This window comes from Oceaniserpentilla sp. 4NH20-0058 (assembly GCF_040371755.1).
In the GTDB taxonomy this organism is placed as follows: Bacteria; Pseudomonadota; Gammaproteobacteria; order Pseudomonadales; family Oceanobacteraceae; genus Bermanella.
This window is the reverse complement of the sequence record NZ_BAABWE010000004.1, coordinates 174783-194958: the sequence shown is the minus strand read 5'-3', so window position 1 is coordinate 194958 and position 20176 is coordinate 174783. Positions and strand designations below refer to the sequence as shown.

General features: G+C 43.0%; 17 protein-coding genes. 13 read left to right on the top strand and 4 right to left on the bottom strand.

All coding sequences use genetic code 11. The features are described 5' to 3' along the window. Positions 1-14: 14 nt before the first annotated feature. The 4 genes from ABWV45_RS07570 to ABWV45_RS07555 all read left to right on the top strand — a co-directional run bounded on the left by ABWV45_RS07570 (position 15) and on the right by ABWV45_RS07555 (position 3854). Positions 15-761, top strand: a complete 747-nt coding sequence (locus tag ABWV45_RS07570; RefSeq protein ID WP_353350280.1) for an NRDE family protein — start codon at positions 15-17, stop codon at positions 759-761. Positions 762-1117: 356 nt separating this feature from the next. Then, positions 1118-2773, top strand: coding sequence for a L,D-transpeptidase family protein (locus tag ABWV45_RS07565; RefSeq protein ID WP_353350278.1), 1656 nt, complete (start codon positions 1118-1120; stop codon positions 2771-2773). 112 nt (positions 2774-2885) lie between these two features. Continuing rightward, positions 2886-3437 (top strand): peptidoglycan L,D-endopeptidase MepK, encoded by a 552-nt coding sequence (gene mepK / locus ABWV45_RS07560; RefSeq protein ID WP_353350276.1) that lies wholly within the window; start codon positions 2886-2888, stop codon positions 3435-3437. A gap of 105 nt (positions 3438-3542) precedes the next feature. Then, complete coding sequence (locus ABWV45_RS07555) at positions 3543-3854, top strand: J domain-containing protein (RefSeq protein WP_353350274.1); 312 nt, start codon at positions 3543-3545, stop codon at positions 3852-3854. 4 nt (positions 3855-3858) lie between these two features. Here the strand turns inward: ABWV45_RS07555 and ptsP are convergent, their stop codons facing one another. Together ptsP and ABWV45_RS07545 are read right to left on the bottom strand one after the other, a co-directional pair. Next, entirely contained in the window at positions 3859-6144 is a 2286-nt protein-coding gene (gene ptsP, locus ABWV45_RS07550; RefSeq protein ID WP_353350272.1) for a phosphoenolpyruvate--protein phosphotransferase, read from the bottom strand. Beyond that, on the bottom strand, positions 6138-6632 hold the full coding sequence (locus tag ABWV45_RS07545) for an RNA pyrophosphohydrolase (RefSeq protein WP_353350270.1): 495 nt from the start codon (positions 6630-6632) through the stop codon (positions 6138-6140). Before ABWV45_RS07545 ends, ptsP begins: the two co-directional genes overlap by 7 nt. A 181-nt stretch (positions 6633-6813) precedes the next feature. Between ABWV45_RS07545 and ABWV45_RS07540 the strand changes: the two genes are divergently transcribed. The 5 genes from ABWV45_RS07540 (at position 6814) to ABWV45_RS07520 (ending at position 11921) form a co-directional block, all read left to right on the top strand. Beyond that, positions 6814-7476 (top strand): histidinol-phosphatase, encoded by a 663-nt coding sequence (locus tag ABWV45_RS07540; RefSeq protein WP_353350268.1) that lies wholly within the window; start codon positions 6814-6816, stop codon positions 7474-7476. After that, the gene (locus ABWV45_RS07535; RefSeq protein ID WP_353350267.1) at positions 7473-8789 is read left to right on the top strand and encodes an imelysin family protein; all 1317 of its coding nucleotides are present in this window, start codon (positions 7473-7475) and stop codon (positions 8787-8789) included. The genes ABWV45_RS07540 and ABWV45_RS07535 overlap by 4 nt, the downstream gene beginning before the upstream one ends. Before the next feature lie 235 nt (positions 8790-9024). After that, positions 9025-10224: an acyl-CoA dehydrogenase family protein gene (locus tag ABWV45_RS07530; protein ID WP_353350266.1), complete on the top strand. Its 1200-nt coding sequence runs from the start codon at positions 9025-9027 to the stop codon at positions 10222-10224. 10 nt (positions 10225-10234) lie between these two features. After that, complete coding sequence (locus ABWV45_RS07525; protein WP_353350264.1) at positions 10235-11362, top strand: acyl-CoA dehydrogenase family protein; 1128 nt, start codon at positions 10235-10237, stop codon at positions 11360-11362. A gap of 157 nt (positions 11363-11519) precedes the next feature. Next, a complete protein-coding gene (locus ABWV45_RS07520) occupies positions 11520-11921 on the top strand; it encodes a nuclear transport factor 2 family protein (protein WP_353350262.1) in 402 nt (133 codons plus the stop codon). An 86-nt stretch (positions 11922-12007) separates the two neighbouring features. Here ABWV45_RS07520 and typA read toward each other — a convergent pair whose 3' ends face one another. Next, positions 12008-13831: a translational GTPase TypA gene (gene typA / locus ABWV45_RS07515; RefSeq protein ID WP_353350260.1), complete on the bottom strand. Its 1824-nt coding sequence runs from the start codon at positions 13829-13831 to the stop codon at positions 12008-12010. 664 nt (positions 13832-14495) lie between these two features. Here typA and glnA point away from each other — a divergent pair. The 4 genes from glnA to glnG all read left to right on the top strand — a co-directional run bounded on the left by glnA (position 14496) and on the right by glnG (position 19682). Next, the gene (gene glnA / locus ABWV45_RS07510; RefSeq protein ID WP_353350258.1) at positions 14496-15902 is read left to right on the top strand and encodes a glutamate--ammonia ligase; all 1407 of its coding nucleotides are present in this window, start codon (positions 14496-14498) and stop codon (positions 15900-15902) included. A gap of 540 nt (positions 15903-16442) precedes the next feature. Next, on the top strand, positions 16443-16961 hold the full coding sequence (locus ABWV45_RS07505) for a DUF4124 domain-containing protein (RefSeq protein WP_353350256.1): 519 nt from the start codon (positions 16443-16445) through the stop codon (positions 16959-16961). A 167-nt stretch (positions 16962-17128) separates the two neighbouring features. Further along, positions 17129-18241 carry a nitrogen regulation protein NR(II) gene (gene glnL / locus ABWV45_RS07500; protein WP_353350254.1) on the top strand — a complete coding sequence of 371 codons (1113 nt, stop codon included), beginning with the start codon at positions 17129-17131 and terminating at the stop codon, positions 18239-18241. Between the two features lie 16 nt (positions 18242-18257). Further along, complete coding sequence (gene glnG / locus ABWV45_RS07495; RefSeq protein ID WP_353350252.1) at positions 18258-19682, top strand: nitrogen regulation protein NR(I); 1425 nt, start codon at positions 18258-18260, stop codon at positions 19680-19682. Here the strand turns inward: glnG and ABWV45_RS07490 are convergent. Next, positions 19679-20104 (bottom strand): hypothetical protein, encoded by a 426-nt coding sequence (locus ABWV45_RS07490; protein WP_353350250.1) that lies wholly within the window; start codon positions 20102-20104, stop codon positions 19679-19681. The genes glnG and ABWV45_RS07490 overlap by 4 nt on opposite strands. Between the last annotated feature and the right edge of the window lie 72 nt (positions 20105-20176).

Sequence of the window (20176 nt, the reverse complement as noted above, 5' to 3'; positions counted from 1 at the left end):
GGTAAACTTCGCTTATGTGCTTAATTACCTTTCGTTGGCAACCAAATAGCCAAACCCCCCTTATATTAGCCGCCAATCGCGATGAGTTTCATGCTCGCCCTGCTGCCGTCGCCCAGTACTGGCTTGAACATCCTCATGTATTGGCAGGTAAGGATTTATCCGCTGGTGGCACTTGGCTTGGGGTTACTTTTGATGGGGCTTTTGCAGCTCTGACTAATGTTCGTCAGCTACCCGCACCCTATGAGGGCCAAGTTTCTAGAGGCAAGCTGGTATTAGATTACCTAGCCCACAACCAAGACCCACAATCTTATTTGCAAAAAATCGCACAGAACCCAACCCTATACGATGGGTTCAACCTAATTGTAGGCAATCGAACTCACTGCTGGTACTACAGTAATCGCTCTCAAAGCGCACCTGTTTCACTTGAACCGGGTTTATACGGATTAAGTAACAATATTCTGGACACTCCTTGGCCCAAATTGGAGCGTGCAAAAAACCAATTATCAAATTGGATGAAACAACCCAGCCAGCCGCTACACACGATTCTTCATGAGCGCCAAACATACCCTGAACACCTACAGCCCAATACAGGTATTGGCCAGCCTTGGGAAACCATGCTTTCTGCCGCCTTCATTACCAGTGATGAATACGGCACCAGAGCCTGTACCAGCTTACAGATTCACCATGATCAAATTGAATTTACCGAAGAAAGCTATGATTTGCAGGGCAAAGCCACAGAAAAAGTAGATTTTAAGATTTAAAAAAAATTCTTTAAGATTTTTTTGCTATTTAAACTCAGCAAATATCTGACACCTAAAGCCATATTTGCAAAATACAGCGCTAACTGATTGTTTTACTTGCTGTCATTTTTTTGAATTACAAACCCTTGCGCGACGTAACCAAAACGTCCTAAAAAGCAGCGTGAAATCCATCACATAATACATTTCCCCCTGCCATACTTTGTTGTATGGACAAGTACCTATATACAGCCCCAGTTAGGCACTCCCCTGTGCAATCACAAAGCAAAGCTTTGTTGGTTTTGGGCGTATTATGCTTATCACTTTTATATTCAGCCATTTTTTTCAGCGGCGTTACGCGCCCCGTAATGGCCCCCCTTGTGGCACAAGAAAGCCTAGAGTATTGGTTATATGAATCCCCTAATAATGTGGCGGGAAACATTAGCCTGCGCTATCGAGAAGAACTAGACCTACTTTACCGGAACAATGACTTTCAACCTGTTTGGATGGATCACTTTGAATTAAGCAAAGCCGGCAAGAAACTGGTCAGTAGCTTAAGGCACACAGCCAGTGATGAGTGGAAAGCCTATCGCTATCGCATCAGTAAACTTCAAACAGAAATTGAGCGACTCAGTAATCAGCCTAAACATGCCGCTGCCATCGATGTATTACTAAGCGATGCCTACATCGATTTTGCTCAACAGGTGATGAATAATGAACTGCTTCCCAATAATGGCGAGCTGGATCACCCTTCGTTTAAGAAAGTAGCCGCCCCGCCTACTACTCGAATATCATCTTTGGATGTTATTAGCTTGCTTTCACAAAGCCTAGAACAAGGCAAACTCTTTAGCTTAGTTAGCCAACTTGTACCAAAACACAAAGGGTACGAGCGTTTAACTAAAGAATTAGACCGCTACCAAGAAATTGCTGATAGTGGCATGTGGTACCCCTTAGACATAAATACAGAACTTACAGAAGGGGATCGTCACCCACAAATACCCAGAATACGCTGGATGCTTCAATCTTACGGGGATTACCATCAAGGCTCTTTAGATTGGCTTAAACCCCAGCAAGCCACACAAGACCCACTACTGTTAGAGCAAGACTATCAAGCCGGTGATCAACGCAGCACCTACCAATTAGACAATGACACCGTTGCCGCTATACAGCACTTTCAAACTCGCAACGGTCTAACCGCCCATGGACGTATTGACCAAGCAACCCTTGAGCGTTTAAACGTGGCACCGTATTTTATGGCACAAAGAATCGCGTTAAATATGAAACGCTGGCGTTATCTACCAAAACACCTTGGTGAACGCTACATATTGGTCAACATGGCCAATTACCGCTTAAACTTCATAGAAAACGGTGAAAGCCAACTGAGTATGAAAGTCATCATTGGTAAAGAAAAACTGCGCACTCCCGTTTTATCAGAAACTATTAATTCCGTTGTTTTAGCGCCAGTTTGGAATGTGCCTCACCGTATTGCTAAGCGCAGCATCATCCCATCCGCCAAAGCTAATCCTAATTATTTGAAAGAACATAATTTTAAAATTTACGAAGGCTGGCAAATACCCGCTAAAGAAATCGACATATCACAAGATATCGATTGGGATGGCTTTAATGCCAGAGAAAACACCTATCGTTTTGTGCAAGCACCAGGGGAAGAAAATTCCCTTGGTCATGTGAAGTTCGTGATCCCAAATGATCAATCCATTTACTTGCACGACACCAATCATAAAGAATTATTTCGTTACAAAGACCGAGCCCTTAGCAGTGGCTGTATTCGAGTAGAAAAACCCTTTGAATTAGCACACGCCTTATTAAAAAAACAAAACTGGAACAGAGACACCATAGACAAAACCATTCAAAAAGCTCAAACACGAGCGGTTCGCCTAAAAGAACCCGTTCCTGTGTACCTTATGTACTGGACAACGTGGGTAGACGAGAATGGTCAACTTCAAGTCCGTGATGACGTATACAAACGCGACCAAATTCATGGCGAAAGCCATAAACTGGATTCCATCGTTTTGTAATTCCCTACGCTTCTATAAATGTAATAGATAGGCACTTTGCTTATAACCACCCAAAAATGGCACAATCCCTGCGACTTTATCCATAACAATAAAAATCGTCAGGGACCAAGCAGTGAATCGACGCGACTTTATCAAACAATTGGGATTATCCAGCCTAGTGATCGGCAGCAGCCCTGTTTTCGCAAACAATAGCTCATTGATCCTGCCTGACACAGAGCACCGCACCCTCAAAATCAAAAACCTGCACACAGGTGAGAAAATTAACGCCACCTACTGGGAGAATGGTGAGTACTTAATAGATGGTTTAGCTGAAGTGTATTTCATTATGCGTGACCATAGAGCAAACAAAGTCACAGCCATTGACTTAGACCTGCTTAACAACCTGCATCATGTACAGCACACCCTTAATACCAACAAAGAAATCTATTTAATCTCAGGCTATCGCAGCCCCGAAACAAACGTATCCTTAAGACGCCAAAATCAAGGTGTGGCCAAACACAGCTTACATATGCAAGGACAGGCAATGGATTTCCGCATTCCCGGTATTAGCAACAAGCATATAAACAGAGCCGCCCGCAGCAGTATTTCAGGAGGCGTGGGGTACTACCGTAAAAGCGGTTTTATCCACCTAGATACAGGGCGCAAGCGTCATTGGATTGGCTAATAACCCTCGTCACAACTGTACAATTTACAACCACCTGATTTGAAAGGGTTTTTCTTTTCATACAGCTTATATTTGTTATGATGTGTTTTTATCGCAATAACAATAATGCCTGTGCGACATACTTACTTAGCCACATTAGGCCTTTCAGAAGGGGCTGATCAACAAAGTATTAAGACGGCTTTTCGTCGGCTTGCCTCTGTCTATCATCCAGACAAAGACCCTAATCATCGCCAGCGCTTTATTGAAATCTGCCATGCCTATGATCAACTCATGGCACCAAGCCCACAGATCAAAATGAAACCCACTCGTATGAACACCAATAGACGTCTTGGTAAACGTGGAGAGCCTTCACAACGGCGCTTCGAAACCATGCTAGAGCAGCACTATAAAGGGGTAAATGTTAGCGTTAAGGCATAATGCTCTAAGTAGAAATAGGCCCAAGAATCCGGCTCTGGCCAATCTTATTCAATGCCAGTTCCAGCGTACTACTAATCACATTCGCATCATCTAGCTTGATTACATCCGCCAGCAACTGCTGAGCAAACACCATATCCGAATTACGAATCACAGATTTCACCCTAGGCACGTTTGTGGCATTCATTGATAGCATATCGTACCCCATGGCCATCAAAAGCAGGGCTCCCGCTGGATTCCCCGCCATTTCACCACACACACTAACAGGGCAGTTTTCACTTTTACCTGCATTCACAATATGCTGTAACGCCGATAACACCGAAGGGTGAAAACTATCATACAACCCAGACACCCTAGGGTTGTTTCTATCCACTGCTAATAGGTACTGGGTTAAGTCGTTAGACCCAACCGATAAAAAATCCACCATGCTGGCTAATTGCTTTGCCTGATAAACAGCGGCAGGCACCTCAATCATGACTCCAACCTCAGGCATTTTCACCTCGATACCTTCTTCAAGCACTTCTTGAAAAGCACGATAAATAAGATGTTGAGCCTCTTCAACTTCACTGATACTGGTAATCATCGGCAGCATGATCTTTAAATTATCCAAACCATGGCTTGCTTTTAACATAGCACGTACTTGCAATAAGAAGATCTCAGGATGATCTAAGGTCACACGAATACCGCGCCAGCCTAAAAACGGATTATCTTCATCAATTGGGAAGTAAGTAAGCGCTTTATCTCCACCAATATCCAACGTTCGCATGGTGACAGGCTGAGGCGCAAAGGCTTCTAATTGTGAACGATAGATTTGTGCTTGCTCTGACTCAGAAGGAAAGCAATCACGCATCATAAAAGGCACTTCTGTACGATACAGGCCAACACCTTCAGCCCCTTTATCTAGGGAACGAAAGGCGTCGGTAATAAGCCCCGTATTAACAAACAACTGCAAGCGATGCCCATCAAGGGTTTGTGCTGGTAAATCTTTAATGGCCTCAAGACCTTTTACCAGTGCTTTTTCTTCTTCAACAATTGCTTGAAACTGCTGCAGCATTTTTTGCGATGGGTGGGTGTATATATACCCCCGATAACCATCAATTACTAACTCAATGCCGTCCATTTGCTTAACAGGTAGATCTAGCGCCCCCATAACCGTAGGAATGCCCATTGCTCTGGCTAAAATAGCCACATGGGAGTTAGCAGAGCCTTTCGCGCTAACTAAACCAACTAGCTTATCTTCTGGCACCTCTCCTAACATGGAGGGGGTCAGCTCTTCGCTAACCAATATGGTATTCGGTGGGAACTGAAAGTCTGACAACGCATCACTGGTGTCTTGCAACTGCGACAATACCCGCGCACCAAGGTCTTTAATATCTGTGGCGCGTTCGCGCAGGTAAGCGTCATCCATGCGATCAAAGTGATTCACATACTCTAAAATTACATCCCTGAGCGCCCCTTGGGCCCACTGGTTGTTTTCTTTAATTCGATTGATGACTTCGTTGCCTAATGCATCGTCATCCAGCATACGAATATACACATTGAACAACGCTTGCTCTTCTGGGCGTAAATCTTTTAACGACTCACCAACCAGTTTAATCTGTTTACGGGCACCCTCTATGGCACTTTTAAAGCGCTTAATTTCTTCATCAACATTGCTCGCAGCCCGATCCGGCACATCGTATAGATCCGCCGTTGGCGACAAAACCACGACGGTACCAATGGCAATACCCGGAGCCGCCGCCGAACCTTTTACTACCACATCTTGTTTGATTTTTTTCTGTTTGTACTTATTCGGGCTATCCAATACTTGGCCAGTGGCCTCTGCGTGAGCCAACACTGCAGCCAGCTGCGCAGACATGGTGACCATGAAGGATTCTTCCCCTTCATCAAATTTACGCCGCACAGACTGCTGAATCACCAACACACCTAAGATGCGCTTTTGATGGATAATGGGTACGCCCAAAAAGCTATTGAATTTCTCTTCGCCAGTGCCTGACAAAAAATGATACTTAGGATGCTTAGAGGCATCATCCAGATTAATCGGTTCTTCGCGTGCAGCTACAAACCCCACTAACCCTTCATTATTTCGAAGGCTTACCTTTCCGACTGACTGGGTGTTTAGCCCTTTAGTCGCTCTTAAAATATGTAGCTTAGATTTTGGCTCATAAACATATACCGAACACACTTCGGTTTGCATGGCTTTCTGAACGCGATCCACAAGAATAGCCAGTGCGCTATCCAAATCTGGAGCACTGTTCACTTCCTGTACAATTTGGCGTAACACATTCAGCATATTTGCTTCGCCTGCAGTTCAAATAATTTAGGCGCCAACTCACGCATGGCTCGACGGTATACATCTCGTTTAAACGGCACAACTTGTCCTAACGGATACCAATAACTAACCCATCGCCAGCTATCAAATTCAGCTTTATCAGCAAATTCAAAGCTTATGCGGTTTTCATTACTGGTTAATTGCAGTAAGAACCACTTCTGTTTTTGTCCAATACATACTGGTTTACTATGATGACGTATCATGCGTTTAGGTAAACGATAACGTAGCCAGCCTTTTGTACATCCCAAAATTTCAACATCTTCAGGTAATAGGCCCACTTCTTCTCGTAGTTCTCTAAACAAAGCGGCTTCGGCACTTTCATGGGATTTAATCCCACCTTGAGGAAACTGCCATGCATCTTGTCCAATACGTCTGGCCCATAACACTTGAGCCTTTTTATTCACCAGTATGATGCCGACATTAGGGCGATAGCCTTCAGCATCAATCACGGTCACATCCAAAATTTAAATTTAATATTCCCACCATACTATTAAAACATAGCCATTGGAAACCAGTGTTTTTTTATTCCATTTTTGCATAAGCAGAGATTATGTGAGTGACTTACACAATATTAAAGACACTATCGGTCCTAAAGGCTAAAATACGCCCATTTTTAGATTGGGGAATACCGTGGCTCTGGCAATATTCGACTTAGACAATACGCTAATTTCTGGGGACAGTGATCATGGCTGGGGGCAGTTCTTGGTAGAAAAAGGCAAAGTAGATGCCGTGTTGTACCAAGAAAAGAATGATTACTACCTAACTCAATATCAATTAGGCAAGCTAGATATCCTAGAATATTTAGAATTTTCACTAAATGCGTTAACACAATTCCCGCAAGAAGAGCTATTTCAGCTAAGAGAAACCTTTGTAAAAGAAGATATCCTGCCACTTATCACCAATAAATCCCGAGCCCTACTGCAAAAACATCGCGATGAAGGTGATTACCTGCTAATTATCACCGCCACCAACCTATTTGTAACTGAGCCTATCGCCAAAGAATTGGGGGTAGATGACATTATTGCCACGGAACCAGAGGTTATAAACGGTCGATACACAGGCAAAATATTCGGTACGCCTAGTTTTCAGGAAGGAAAAGTGAAGCGCTTAGCAGCTTGGCTCAAGCAAAAAACGCTATCATTAGAGGGAAGTTACTTTTATAGCGACTCCCATAACGATCTACCATTACTAAAACAAGTGGATTATCCTGTAGCAGTGGATGCTGACGACACCTTAACCGCTTATGCAAAAGAACATAACTGGCCAATTATTAGCTTAAGGGATGACACTTGATTACCAGATATCCAGTAAACATCGTCTGTAATGTACTGATTATCATCAGTACTATTAGCTTATCGGGGTGTGATAAATTATTTGAGCCGCCCGAGAAAGTCACCCCGACTAAAACCCAAGTCGAAGTAGACAGTGACGGCCTGCTATCTACGAGTAATTTATTTGTTTACACACAAATGTCCGACGCTTTAAGTAAAGCTCAAGAATTAGACTCCATCATTACCTCCTTTTTACACCACCCAAATCCATTGGCATTAGAAGAAGCTCAAGCCGCATGGATTGCTGCATATAGTGCCTATGTAAAAGTAAGCTTTTTTGAAAAAGTGCCCCGTTTTGAAAAACCACAATTTCGAGAACAAGACGAGACCTATCAGCACATACAAGAGCGCCTAGATAGCTGGCCCATCGAACCTGGATACATTGATTATTTGCCCCTTTACCCCCTCAGCGGCATCGTCAATGACCTTACGCTAAACATCAACCAAACCGATATCAAAGCACAGCATGGGTTTTCAGATTTACGCTTTGCAAGCTTAGGCTTCCACCCTATGGAGTTCTTACTATTTGCTGTAAACGGCAAACGCAGCGCTAGGGATTTTATTCCTCAAGAAAACAGCGTTGAAGTCGTATCCGCTGACACCATTGTAAAAGAAGACGCCGAGATACACGATGACGCCACTGAAGGAGCTTCGGAAAGCTCTGAAGCACACGATCATGCACACGTAGTTGTGAACGGCCCGCAAAACCATAATCGTCGTCGAGAGTACCTGCGCCTATTAAGTGGCTTGATTGTAAAAAACCTGCAAAAATTAACGGACCGATGGGAACCTGCCCATGGCTATTACGCCAAACAATGGCGCCAACCTAAAGCCGCTCAAAAAACATCCAGTTTAAGTGATATTTACCAAGTCATTTTGGATACTATGCAAAATACCTTACTTGAAAAACATCTGCAGCCACTACTCACACAAAATACCGTTGAAGATTTACGCAGCCCATTCTCAGCACAAGACACCAATAATATCTTAGATATTATTGGTGGTATTGAATCCCTATTTAATATGGATAACGGTTTTACCAGTGAAATAAAAAAACAAAACGCTGAAAGCGCTGATAAGCTAACCGCCATGTTTCAACGATTGCTTACTGACGCAAAAAGACTCCCAGCAAACCTTGGTGAACTGCCGCTAGCAAAACGTAAAGAACTGCTACTGCCCATCCAAGACAAAACCCTGCAATTATTTGAACAGCTCTACATAGGAGCCGATGTTTTGCGTTTAACGGTTCGCCCTTTACCAATTTCTACAACCTAACTTTATCTACCTAAGAAATGGGCGCTGTATAAATTCAGCGCCTCATTATAGGGTGTTTCGATACAATCTGTTCCATATTCACATGCAATCCATTCAAGTAATCTTGCGTATACCCAACTAATGCTACGGCAACTACGTGCCAAGCCTTGACCTTTCGCGTCATGTCTCACTTAAGTTGATACTGGTAGTATCTAAGTCCAAGTAGTGAGTTTAACCAGAGTTATTAGGAGCCATTATGAATGTCGATTTATCCAGTGAAGATCTAGCATTTCAGCAAGAGGCTAGACAATTCCTAGCTGAAAAATTGCCTAAAGATATTGCGAAAAAAATCAAAGAAGACCTGCACCTAACAAAAGAAGATAATATTGTTTGGCAAAAGATTTTAGCCGAAAAGGGCTGGTCTGCTGTCAACTGGCCAGTTGAATATGGCGGTACCGGCTGGACCTCTACACAAAAATACATTTGGAATACTGAATGCGCCAAAGCAGGAGCACCTATCATTGTACCGTTTGGCCTAAGCATGGTTGCTCCTGTCATTTATGGCTTCGGTAACGACGAACAAAAACAACGATTCCTACCTAGCATCCTAAATAGTGACGTTTGGTGGTGCCAAGGCTATTCAGAACCCAATGCTGGCTCTGATCTGGCATCCTTAAAAACCACTGCCACATCTGATGGTGATGACTATATCGTAAACGGAACAAAAACTTGGACCACTCTAGCACAATATGCAGATTGGATTTTTTGCCTTGTGCGTACAGGTGGCCCAGAAGTTAAAAACCAACAAGCCATCAGCTTTTTATTAATTGATATGAAAACGCCAGGCATCACTGTTTCACCTATTTACATGCTAGATGAACGCCGTGAAGTAAACGAAGTGCATTTTGATAATGTGCGTGTGCCTAAAATCAATCGTATTGGTGAAGAAGGCCAAGGCTGGACCTATGCCAAGGTTTTATTGACACATGAACGTACTGGCATTGCAGAAGTTGCAAAAAGCAAAGACACTTTATCCAAGGTTAAAACACTAGCAAGTGAAACCAACGACGCTGGCTCGTCGCTAATGGAAAACCCTATCTTTGCACACAAAGTAGCTGAGCTAGAAATTGATCTACTAGCACTAGAATATACAGAACTAAGAACACTTGCCGCAGTGAGCACAGGTAAAGCACCTGGGCCAGAGTCTTCCATACTCAAAATCAAAGGCACTGAGATCGCACAAAAGATCGACGAGTTAAAAATTGAAGTAGCCGGATACTACGCCATACCATTTATTGACGAGCAATTTAATATTGAATTTGATGGTGAAAAAGTTGGCCCAGGATCTGCGGCAAATAGCGCACCGATGTACTTCAATCATCGCAAAACTACCATATATGGTGGCAGTAACGAAGTACAAAAAAATATTATCTGCAAAGCTGTATTAGGTCTATAAGGAGTCAACCATGGATTTTTCATTATCAGATGAACAACAAATGCTGCAAGACAGCATCGCACGCTTTGTACAAAATGATTACGACTTTGACTCACGCTGCAAAGCTATGAAAAGTGAAGACGGCTACAACCTTGATCACTGGAAATTATTTGCAGAACTTGGTTGGCTCATGGTGCCATTCACAGAGGAAGATGGCGGTCTTGGCGGCAACGCCACAGACCTTATGATAGTAATGGAAGAGCTAGGCAAAGGCATCGTTATTGAGCCATTTTTAGCAACCGCAGTGATTGGCGGCGGATTAATTTCAAAAGCCGGTAACGCCGAGCAAAAAGAAACTCTCATTGGTGCCATTATGGATGGCAGTTTGCAACTTGCATTTGCCTATACTGAGCCAACCAGTCGTTATGCTTTATCTAATGTGGCTACTAGCGCACAAAAAAATGAAAACGGCTACATTATTAACGGCCATAAAGCCGTGGTATTGAACGGCGGTATTGCCGACAAGATCATTGTGAGTGCTCGTACCTCTGGCGAACAGACTGACTCAGCGGGCATTTCACTGTTTATAGTGGATGCCAATGCCGCCGGTGTGAGCGTGAATTCATACCGCACCCAAGATGGTTTTCGTGCAGCTGAAGTTCATTTTGATAACGTACAGGTATCAAATGAGCAATTACTAGGTAACGAAAACCAAGCGCTGGAAGTGATTGAGTTTGTATTGGACCGTGCAACACTAGCAATCTGCGCCGAAGCGGTTGGTGCAATGGAATCGTCTATCACAAAGACAGTTGAATACACAAAAACACGTGTACAGTTCGGTGCCCCTATTGCTAAGTTCCAAGCATTACAGCATCGCATGGCCGATATGTTCATTGAACACCAGCAAGCCAAATCCATTGTCTTAATGGCAGCAATGAAACTTGATCAAGCAGAGCAAGATGCATCAAAATCAGTGGCCGCAATGAAATCACTTGTGGGTCGAGCTTCAAGAAAAGTGGGTCAAGAATCCATTCAGATACACGGCGGTATCGGTGTTACTGACGAATTAGATGTAGGTCATTATTTCAAGCGCATGACAATGATTGAAATTCTATTTGGTAATAGCGATTACCAAACACAAAGATTTGCCGCGCTTTAATCGCCACTAATAAGTAAAACATTTATAGGGCCTTAGGGCCCTTTTTTTGATTCTTTATTAACCCCCACCTTACAATCATTGCAAGTAGCAATACTTTTCATATTTTACAAAACCTGCAACACTGACCTAATAAATAACAATAATAACGAGAGTCACAATGACACCTGATGTAATAAAACAATGGCACCAAATCGCAGAAAGCAAAAATATCGATCTTCTAGATGATATCTTAGCCGAAGATGCAAAAATGTATTCTCCAGTGGTACATACCGTACAAGTTGGTAAAAGCATTACCAAAATGTATCTTGCAGGAGCACTAATGACTTTAGGCAACGAATCATTCAAGTATGTACGCGAAGTTTACGATACTCAATTTGCATTACTGGAATTCGAAACAGAACTAGAAGGCATTCTTGTGAATGGTGTAGACATGATCACGTGGAATGACGCAGGTAAAATCACTGACTTTAAAGTCATGATCCGCCCACTCAAGGGCATTAACGCCGTACATAAAGTCATGGGAGAAGCATTACTTAAAATGCAAAGCAAGAATAAGTAAAAACTAACCTAATCTTGTTTATTACCCACAAAAAAAGCGATGAATGACCTCATCGCTTTTTTATTAACCTAAATTAGGTTTAGTTATTACTTGTTTTTCTTCGCTGAATTTGCACGCTTACGCTCGTTTTCAGTAAGGAACTTCTTACGAATACGGATGCTTTCAGGTGTTACTTCAACTAATTCATCGTCTTCGATGAACTCAAGTGCTTGCTCCAATGTGTGCTTAACTGGTGGAACCAAGTTAATCGCTTCATCCGTACCAGATGCACGAACGTTGGTTAGCTGCTTAGCTTTGGTTGGGTTAACCACAAGGTCGTTATCACGAGAGTGCAGACCAACGATCTGACCTTCATATACTTCCTGTGCTGGCACAACAAACAAGCGACCACGTTCTTGTAAAGTAAATAGCGCATAGCCCAATACTTTACCTGCAACCATAGACACCAATACACCGTTGTGACGAGTAGCCACTGGGCCTGCTTTCACTTCACCGTAGTGATCAAAAACATTGGTCAAAATACCAGAACCAGAAGTCATGGTCATAAAGTCGCCACGGAAGCCGATCAAGCCACGAGCAGGCATGATGAACTCTAAACGTACACGACCCTTACCATCTGGAACCATGTTGGTCATTTCACCACGACGATCGCCCATTTCAGACATCACTGCACCTTGGTGCTGCTCTTCAACGTCGATTACGACTTGTTCATATGGCTCTTGAATAACACCATCAATTTCTCTTTGAACCACTTCAGGACGGCCTACAGCAAGCTCAAAGCCTTCACGACGCATGGTTTCAATTAATACAGATAAGTGAAGCTCACCACGACCAGATACTTTGAACTTCTCAGGACTATCACCTTGTTCAACACGTAATGCCACGTTGTGAATCAATTCTTTTTCTAAGCGTTCTGCAATATTGCGGCTCGTTACAAACTTACCTTCTTTACCAGCAAACGGAGAATCGTTAACTTGGAAAGTCATGCTTACTGTTGGTTCATCAACAGACAGTGGTGGTAATGCTTCAACATTTGTAGGTACACAAAGAGTGTCAGAAATACCTAACTTATCGATACCTGTAATACAAACGATATCACCAGCAGTGGCTTCAGGTACCACTACACGATGCAGGCCATGGTAACCCTTTACTTCAGCTACTTTACCGTTACGAGTTTTACCTTCTGCATCAATAACCGTTACTTGTTGATTGGTTTTCAACGTACCACGAGTAATACGGCCAATACCTACAACGCCTTTGAACGGGTCGTAATCTAAAGATGAAACCTGCATTTGAAGGTCGCCATCAGGATCAACTTGAGGCGCTGGTACGTTATCAGCAATTGCTTGAAGAAGCGGCGTCATATCTTCAGCCATATCTTCGAAATCCGTTCCTGCAATACCGTTAATAGCTGAGGCATAGATAACAGGGAAATCAAGTTGCTCTTCAGTGGCACCTAAACGGTCAAACAAATCGAATACTTCATCCATTACCCAGTCAGGGCGAGAACCAGGACGGTCAATTTTGTTAATAACAACGATTGGCTTCAAGCCACGGGCAAATGCTTTTTGCGTTACGAAGCGTGTTTGCGGCATTGGGCCATCAACCGCATCTACGATCAAAAGCACAGAGTCAACCATGGACATTACACGTTCTACTTCACCACCAAAGTCGGCGTGTCCAGGGGTGTCCACAATATTGAAACGGTATTCGTTCCATTTGATTGCAGTGTTCTTCGCAAGAATGGTAATACCACGCTCTTTTTCTTGATCGTTTGAGTCCATCACACGCTCGCCACCTAGTTCTTTACGATCTAGGGTGCCTGATTGCTCAAGAAGCTTATCAACCAGTGTTGTTTTACCATGGTCAACGTGAGCGATGATGGCAATATTGCGTAGGTTTTCAATCATATAGATATCCTGTCAGGCCTTGCTGTTAACATGCCTAAAATAAAAAAACTGCATGGCGCTATCTGCAGTGTGATGCGCGCTCGATTGGTGTTAGGCCATAATTTCTTCGCCCGTAGACACAAAAATTACCCGAGACGATTAAGCCTCTAAACCCCGCATCGACTATCACTGCCTCTTTTTGGCTCAAGTTCAAACCTAAAGAGTACGTTGCAAGGAAACTGCCTTAAAAATTTAGGCGGCGATTATAGCCATCTAATGCCATGCAAGCTATGAAAACCCATAGAAAAAACGCTTTTTTCGCTCACTTTTCAGTCAATTTGCATATTTAACTAAAAATGTCCCTTCAGTGAGCACAATCACGCTATCTTAGAGGGGCGGTTGAACCTATAATGTGCAGGCTAAATTTGATGGATTCTACTGGAAAGAGACATTCATCACCCCATATGCACCACTTATGAGCATAAATAAAAATAACGCACCATAATAAAACAAATAGGTTTGGCCTTATTTCCTTAAGCCCCTTGAAGTCCCTTATTATACGCCCATTTAACGAATGGCATGCGTTTTGCTCTAAGTTCGGGCAGTGCACTAAGTGCAAGCTACTTATTACAAGAGCAATCGTTAAAAATCTGACGCAAATCGTCATCAACCATTGGAGAGCACCATGTCAGAGAACACTCTGAAGCTGATTAAAGATAATGATGTGAAGTGGGTAGACCTACGCTTCACCGACACAAAAGGTAAAGAGCAGCACGTTTCCATCCCTGCTTCTTACGTTGATGCAGAATTCTTCGAAACTGGCCAAATGTTTGATGGCTCTTCAATTGCAGGCTGGAAAGGCATCAACGAATCAGACATGATTCTTTTACCAGACGACACTACTTCTTTCCTTGATCCGTTCACTGAAGATGCCACTTTAGTTTTACGTTGTGACATCATCGAGCCTTCTACCATGCAAGGTTACGAGCGTGACCCACGTTCTGTTGCTAAGCGTGCTGAAGACTTCTTGAAATCAACAGGTCTTGGCGACACTGCATTCTTTGGTCCTGAGCCTGAATTCTTCATCTTTGATGACGTTCAGTTCGGCGCTGACATGTCTGGTGCATTCTACAAACTGAACTCTGAAGAAGGTGCTTGGAACTCTGCCAACCCAATCGAAGGCGGTAACATGGGTCACCGTCCTCGCGTTAAAGGTGGTTACTTCCCAGTTCCTCCTGTTGACTCTTCACACGACATCCGTGCATCTATGTGTAACACCATGATGGCAATCGGCCTTGACGTTGAAGTACACCATCACGAAGTAGCAACCGCGAACCAAAACGAAATCGGCGTTAAATTTAACACTCTAGTTAAGAAAGCTGATGAAGTTCAAATGATGAAATACGTTGTACACAACGTTGCTCACGCATACGGTAAAACAGCGACTTTCATGCCTAAGCCTATCGTTGGTGATAACGGTTCTGGTATGCACGTTCACCAGTCTTTCTGGAAAGATGGCGAAAACATGTTTGCTGGTGACGGCTATGCAGGTCTTTCTGAAACTGCGCTTTACTACATCGGCGGTATCATTAAGCACGCTAAAGCACTTAACGCATTCACTAACCCATCAACAAACTCTTACAAGCGTTTGATCCCAGGTTTTGAAGCTCCAGTAATGCTTGCTTACTCTGCACGTAACCGTTCTGCTTCTATCCGTATTCCTTACGTTGCAAGCCCTAAAGGTAAGCGTGTTGAAGCTCGTTTCCCTGATCCATGTGCTAACCCATACCTAGCATTCGCAGCAATGCTAATGGCTGGTATTGATGGTGTTAAAAACAAGATTCACCCTGGCGATGCTGCTGATAAAGATCTATATGATCTTCCAGCTGAAGAAGCTGCTGCAATCCCTCAGGTTGCTGGTAGCCTACGTGAAGCTCTATCTGAACTTGAAAAAGACATGGACTTCCTAACTCAAGGTGACGTGTTCACTAAAGACATGATTGAAGCTTACATCGAACTTAAGATGGAAGACGTGTATCGTGTTGAACACACAACTCACCCAGTTGAGTTTGACATGTACTACTCTGTTTAAGAGTCAGGCGCTAAATGTCGGGGGTCAGACGCAAGTTTGACCTCAAAAAAGAAAGGTCGCTTCGGCGGCCTTTTTTATGGCTAAGATTTAGCAAGTGTTGAACACAACTCTCTACCCATGACCCAGTTGAGTTTGACATGTACTACTGGGTTTAATTCTTTTAGATTAAACAAGTATAAAAAGGAGCAGCCTACGGGCTGTTTTTAAAAAATGTTGAGCGCAATTCATAACACTAGATGTTAGATGGTGGATGCAAGATGTATTTCGCTTGAACCCGCTCAACATTCCGGAGGAGCGAGGCGGAATCCACTTGTAATCGTAGAGAGGGTTAGCATGAGAGAAGGGAAGGCGTAACCCACCATTGCACCCAAAAATGACTACCGAGAAAACCATGAGTTACGATCTCGCTTCGCTTGATCTAACACCGTTCTACTCTCATCTCTCATCTCTCATCTCTCATCTCCGAATATCAATTTTGTGCGCTTTATTGAGAAATACACAAAAAAAACAGATACAGTAGAGCTTCACTGAGAGCTATTTATGAAAATTATATCCCTACTGTTTTTGATATTGCCTATTTTTAGTTATGCACAAGTTTACACTTGGATAAATAAAGAGGGTGGTCGTGTTTATGGCGACGAGCCACCTGCTCATGCAAACAAGGCTGAACTTCCCAGTATTCAAGAAGTGAATATGCCCAAAATAGTGCAAAATGAAGATTCCACCAAAACCGACGAAGAAAATGAATTTAAAGGTTATGACACCCTTGAAATAATTAGCCCCAAAGAAGACCACATCATTACATCCAAAGACCTAGGAAAGGTTAAATTACTGCTGCATATTCAACCAGAACTTCAACCCAAAGATGAAATCGTATTATTATTAAACGGTCGAATCGTGCAAAAATCCCGTAAGCTAGAATTCGAACTAGACAGCCTCAACCGCGGCTCCCACCTGCTTCAGCTACAAGTTCGTAATGGTAATAAAGCCCTAATTATTAGCCCTAAACGCCGTATCCACGTACAACGCCCATCCATATTAAATCGCTCACGCTCTTAATGGTGCACGCCTGCATCATTATAGTGCTATATTGACCATTGATTTTGTTCTTTCGAACTAAAGCACCCTTGTGAACCACCTATTCATGGGAGGGTTTGGCAATAACAGTGCAAAATTGAAATGGCTTACTTCTTGCTACAAGGCCATTACCTAGGAAAAGATATGTTATGGCCGATTTCGTTTTTTATAAGCAACTGATCAATCATCTAAATAGTTCAATATTAGTACTAGATGATCAGCTGTCTGTTCAATACCTCAATCCTGCTGCTGAGGCTCTTTTGCAAGTCAGTGGTCGTCGCTGTGTAGGCGTAGCTGCTGAAACTGTCTTCTTAGATGTTAAGCAGGATGTGCAAACCTTCGAAGCATCTCTTAGCCAAGAAACCTCATTCACAAAACGAGAAGCCGAAGTTAAGCTTTTGAATCAACAAATCATCACACTAGATTACAGTGTTAGTCCTGTTGAGTTTGATAAAACCATGTGCCTCGTTGTTGAGATGCACCCACGTGATCGTTTGTTACGCATTAGCCGTGAAGAAGAACTCATTACAGCACAAGCCACAACCCAAGCACTCGTACGTGGTATGGCCCATGAGATTAAAAATCCTTTAGGAGGCATTCGCGGTAGCGCACAATTATTAGAGCGCGTGCTAGATAATGATGAACTGAAAGAATACACCCATATCATCATTGAAGAAGTCGATCGCTTAAGAAACCTAGTAGATAAAATGCTAGGGCCCAATAAATTACTCGAACGAAAATCAACTAATATCCACGAAGTACTCGAGCGAGTACACAGTTTGATTTTCGTAGAAGCAGAAGGCCACCTTAAATTACGTCGAGATTATGACCCAAGTATTCCTGAGTTTTTGGCCGACAAAGAGCAACTTATTCAGGTGGTGCTGAATATTACCCGTAATGCAATGCAAGCATTATTGGGGCAGCAAGACCCTGAATACTTCCCCGAGATCACATTAAGAACTCGGGCAATTCGCCAATTCACCATTGGCCACACTAAACACAGACTCGTATTGCATCTAAGCATTATCGATAACGGGCCTGGTATTCCAGAAAACATTAGAGAAAGTTTGTTCTTCCCAATGGTCAGTGGTCGAGCCGAAGGCACCGGACTTGGGCTATCCATCGCTCAGTCCATAATCAATCAACACCAGGGAATTATTGAATGTGATAGCAAGCCGGGACAAACGCATTTTTCAATTTACTTACCACTAGAGCTTGATCAAAACGATTATTCCGCTCAAGTGCAAAAAAATATATTTTAAAGATTGGGACTAAGCCATGAATAAAGTTTGGATTATCGACGACGACCGTTCTATACGCTGGGTATTAGAAAAGGCGTTAGAGCAAGATAACATTGAAAGCCAATCCTTTGAAAACGGCGACAAAGTCATCAATGCATTAAACCGAGAAGTGCCAGATGCCATCATTTGTGACGTACGCATGCCAGGCATTGACGGTTTAACACTATTACAGCAAGTCCATGATGTAGACCCAAATATACCGGTAATCATCATGACCGCTCATAGCGACTTAGACAGTGCTGTTACCTCTTATCAAAAAGGTGCCTTTGAGTACCTGCCAAAACCATTTGATGTAGATGAAGCAGTTGGCCTTATAAAACGCGCCATAGCTCACAAACATGAAACAGCATCACTTAATAACCAAGAGCCGGCAGAACCCTATAAGAACACTGAAATCATTGGTGAAGCACCTGCCATGCAAGAAGTGTTTCGTGCCATTGGTCGCTTAAGCCACTCTAATATCACTGTATTAATCAACGGTGAATCAGGAACCGGTAAAGAGTTAGTCGCTCACGCTCTTCACAAACACAGTCCCCGTAGTGAACAGCCTTTTGTCGCATTAAACATGGCTGCCATTCCAAAAGACTTAATTGAAAGTGAATTATTTGGCCATGAAAAAGGCTCGTTTACGGGTGCAGGCGGTCAACGCCGTGGACGTTTTGAACAAGCCGATGGCGGTACCTTATTTCTAGACGAAATCGGTGATATGCCTGCAGATACCCAAACCCGTTTATTACGAGTATTAGCAGATGGTGAATTTTACCGTGTAGGTGGTAGTACACCTGTAAAGGTAAATGTGCGAATCATTGCAGCCACCCACCAAGACTTAGAAGGCCTAGTAAAAGCAGGCACATTCCGAGAAGATTTATTTCACCGCTTGAATGTTATCCGTATTCATTTACCTGCCTTAGCTGAGCGCCGTGAAGACGTACCACGTTTATTACACCACTTTTTAAATCGTGCAGCCGAAGAACTAGGCGTAGAAGCAAAAGTACTGAAAAGCGAAACGGAAGATTACCTATGCACACTTCCTTGGCAAGGTAACGTACGCCAGTTAGAAAATACCTGTCGCTGGATTACGGTTATGGCCTCTGGTCGTGAAGTGCATATTAACGACTTACCCCCTGAGCTACTAAACCAAGAAGAAAAAGCCACAACCAGTAATAATTGGGAGCACGCGCTCAGAAATTGGGCTGACCAGCAATTAGCTCAAGGTAAAAAAGGGATTTTAGATTCCGCCGTACCTATTTTTGAACGCATCATGATTGAAACTGCACTGAAGCACACAGCAGGTCGTCGTCGTGATGCCTCAATATTACTAGGCTGGGGTCGTAATACGTTAACCCGTAAGATTAAAGAATTGGGTATGGAAGACAGCCCAGAAGAGGAAGAGATTGATTAATCCTCTGACGAGAACTCACTCATAAAAGAAAGAATGCGAAGCCAATTTTCAGCTTCGCTTCTTTTATCAAAGTATTCCTGCTTAACCGTTTTATTACGCCTAAATTGTGCGTCTTTTTCTCTCGCCATAATCTTCAATACACTTTTATTCACGACCGCGGCTTCAGCCAGCTGGCCATTATCTTCTGCCCAATTTTGAAACTCATGGATAAACTCAACCACCTCAGGTGGATGTAAGCCCCATTCTGTCAAATCAACTAAAGATGCCCAATGGTTATGAGGTAATTGAGAAATAAGAACTTTAGCTTGAAGCATAAAACGCAATGCGGTTTCTAATTCGATCACACCACGAACATTTAATAATAATGTTCGTCCACTGATATCAACGTCATACCCTCCTAACTCAGTATCAAAAGTAATCATCGAAGATATCCTATTGAAGAATTGTATTAAGTATAGTGCATGAATAATTTAAGGATTTATAATTTAAAAATA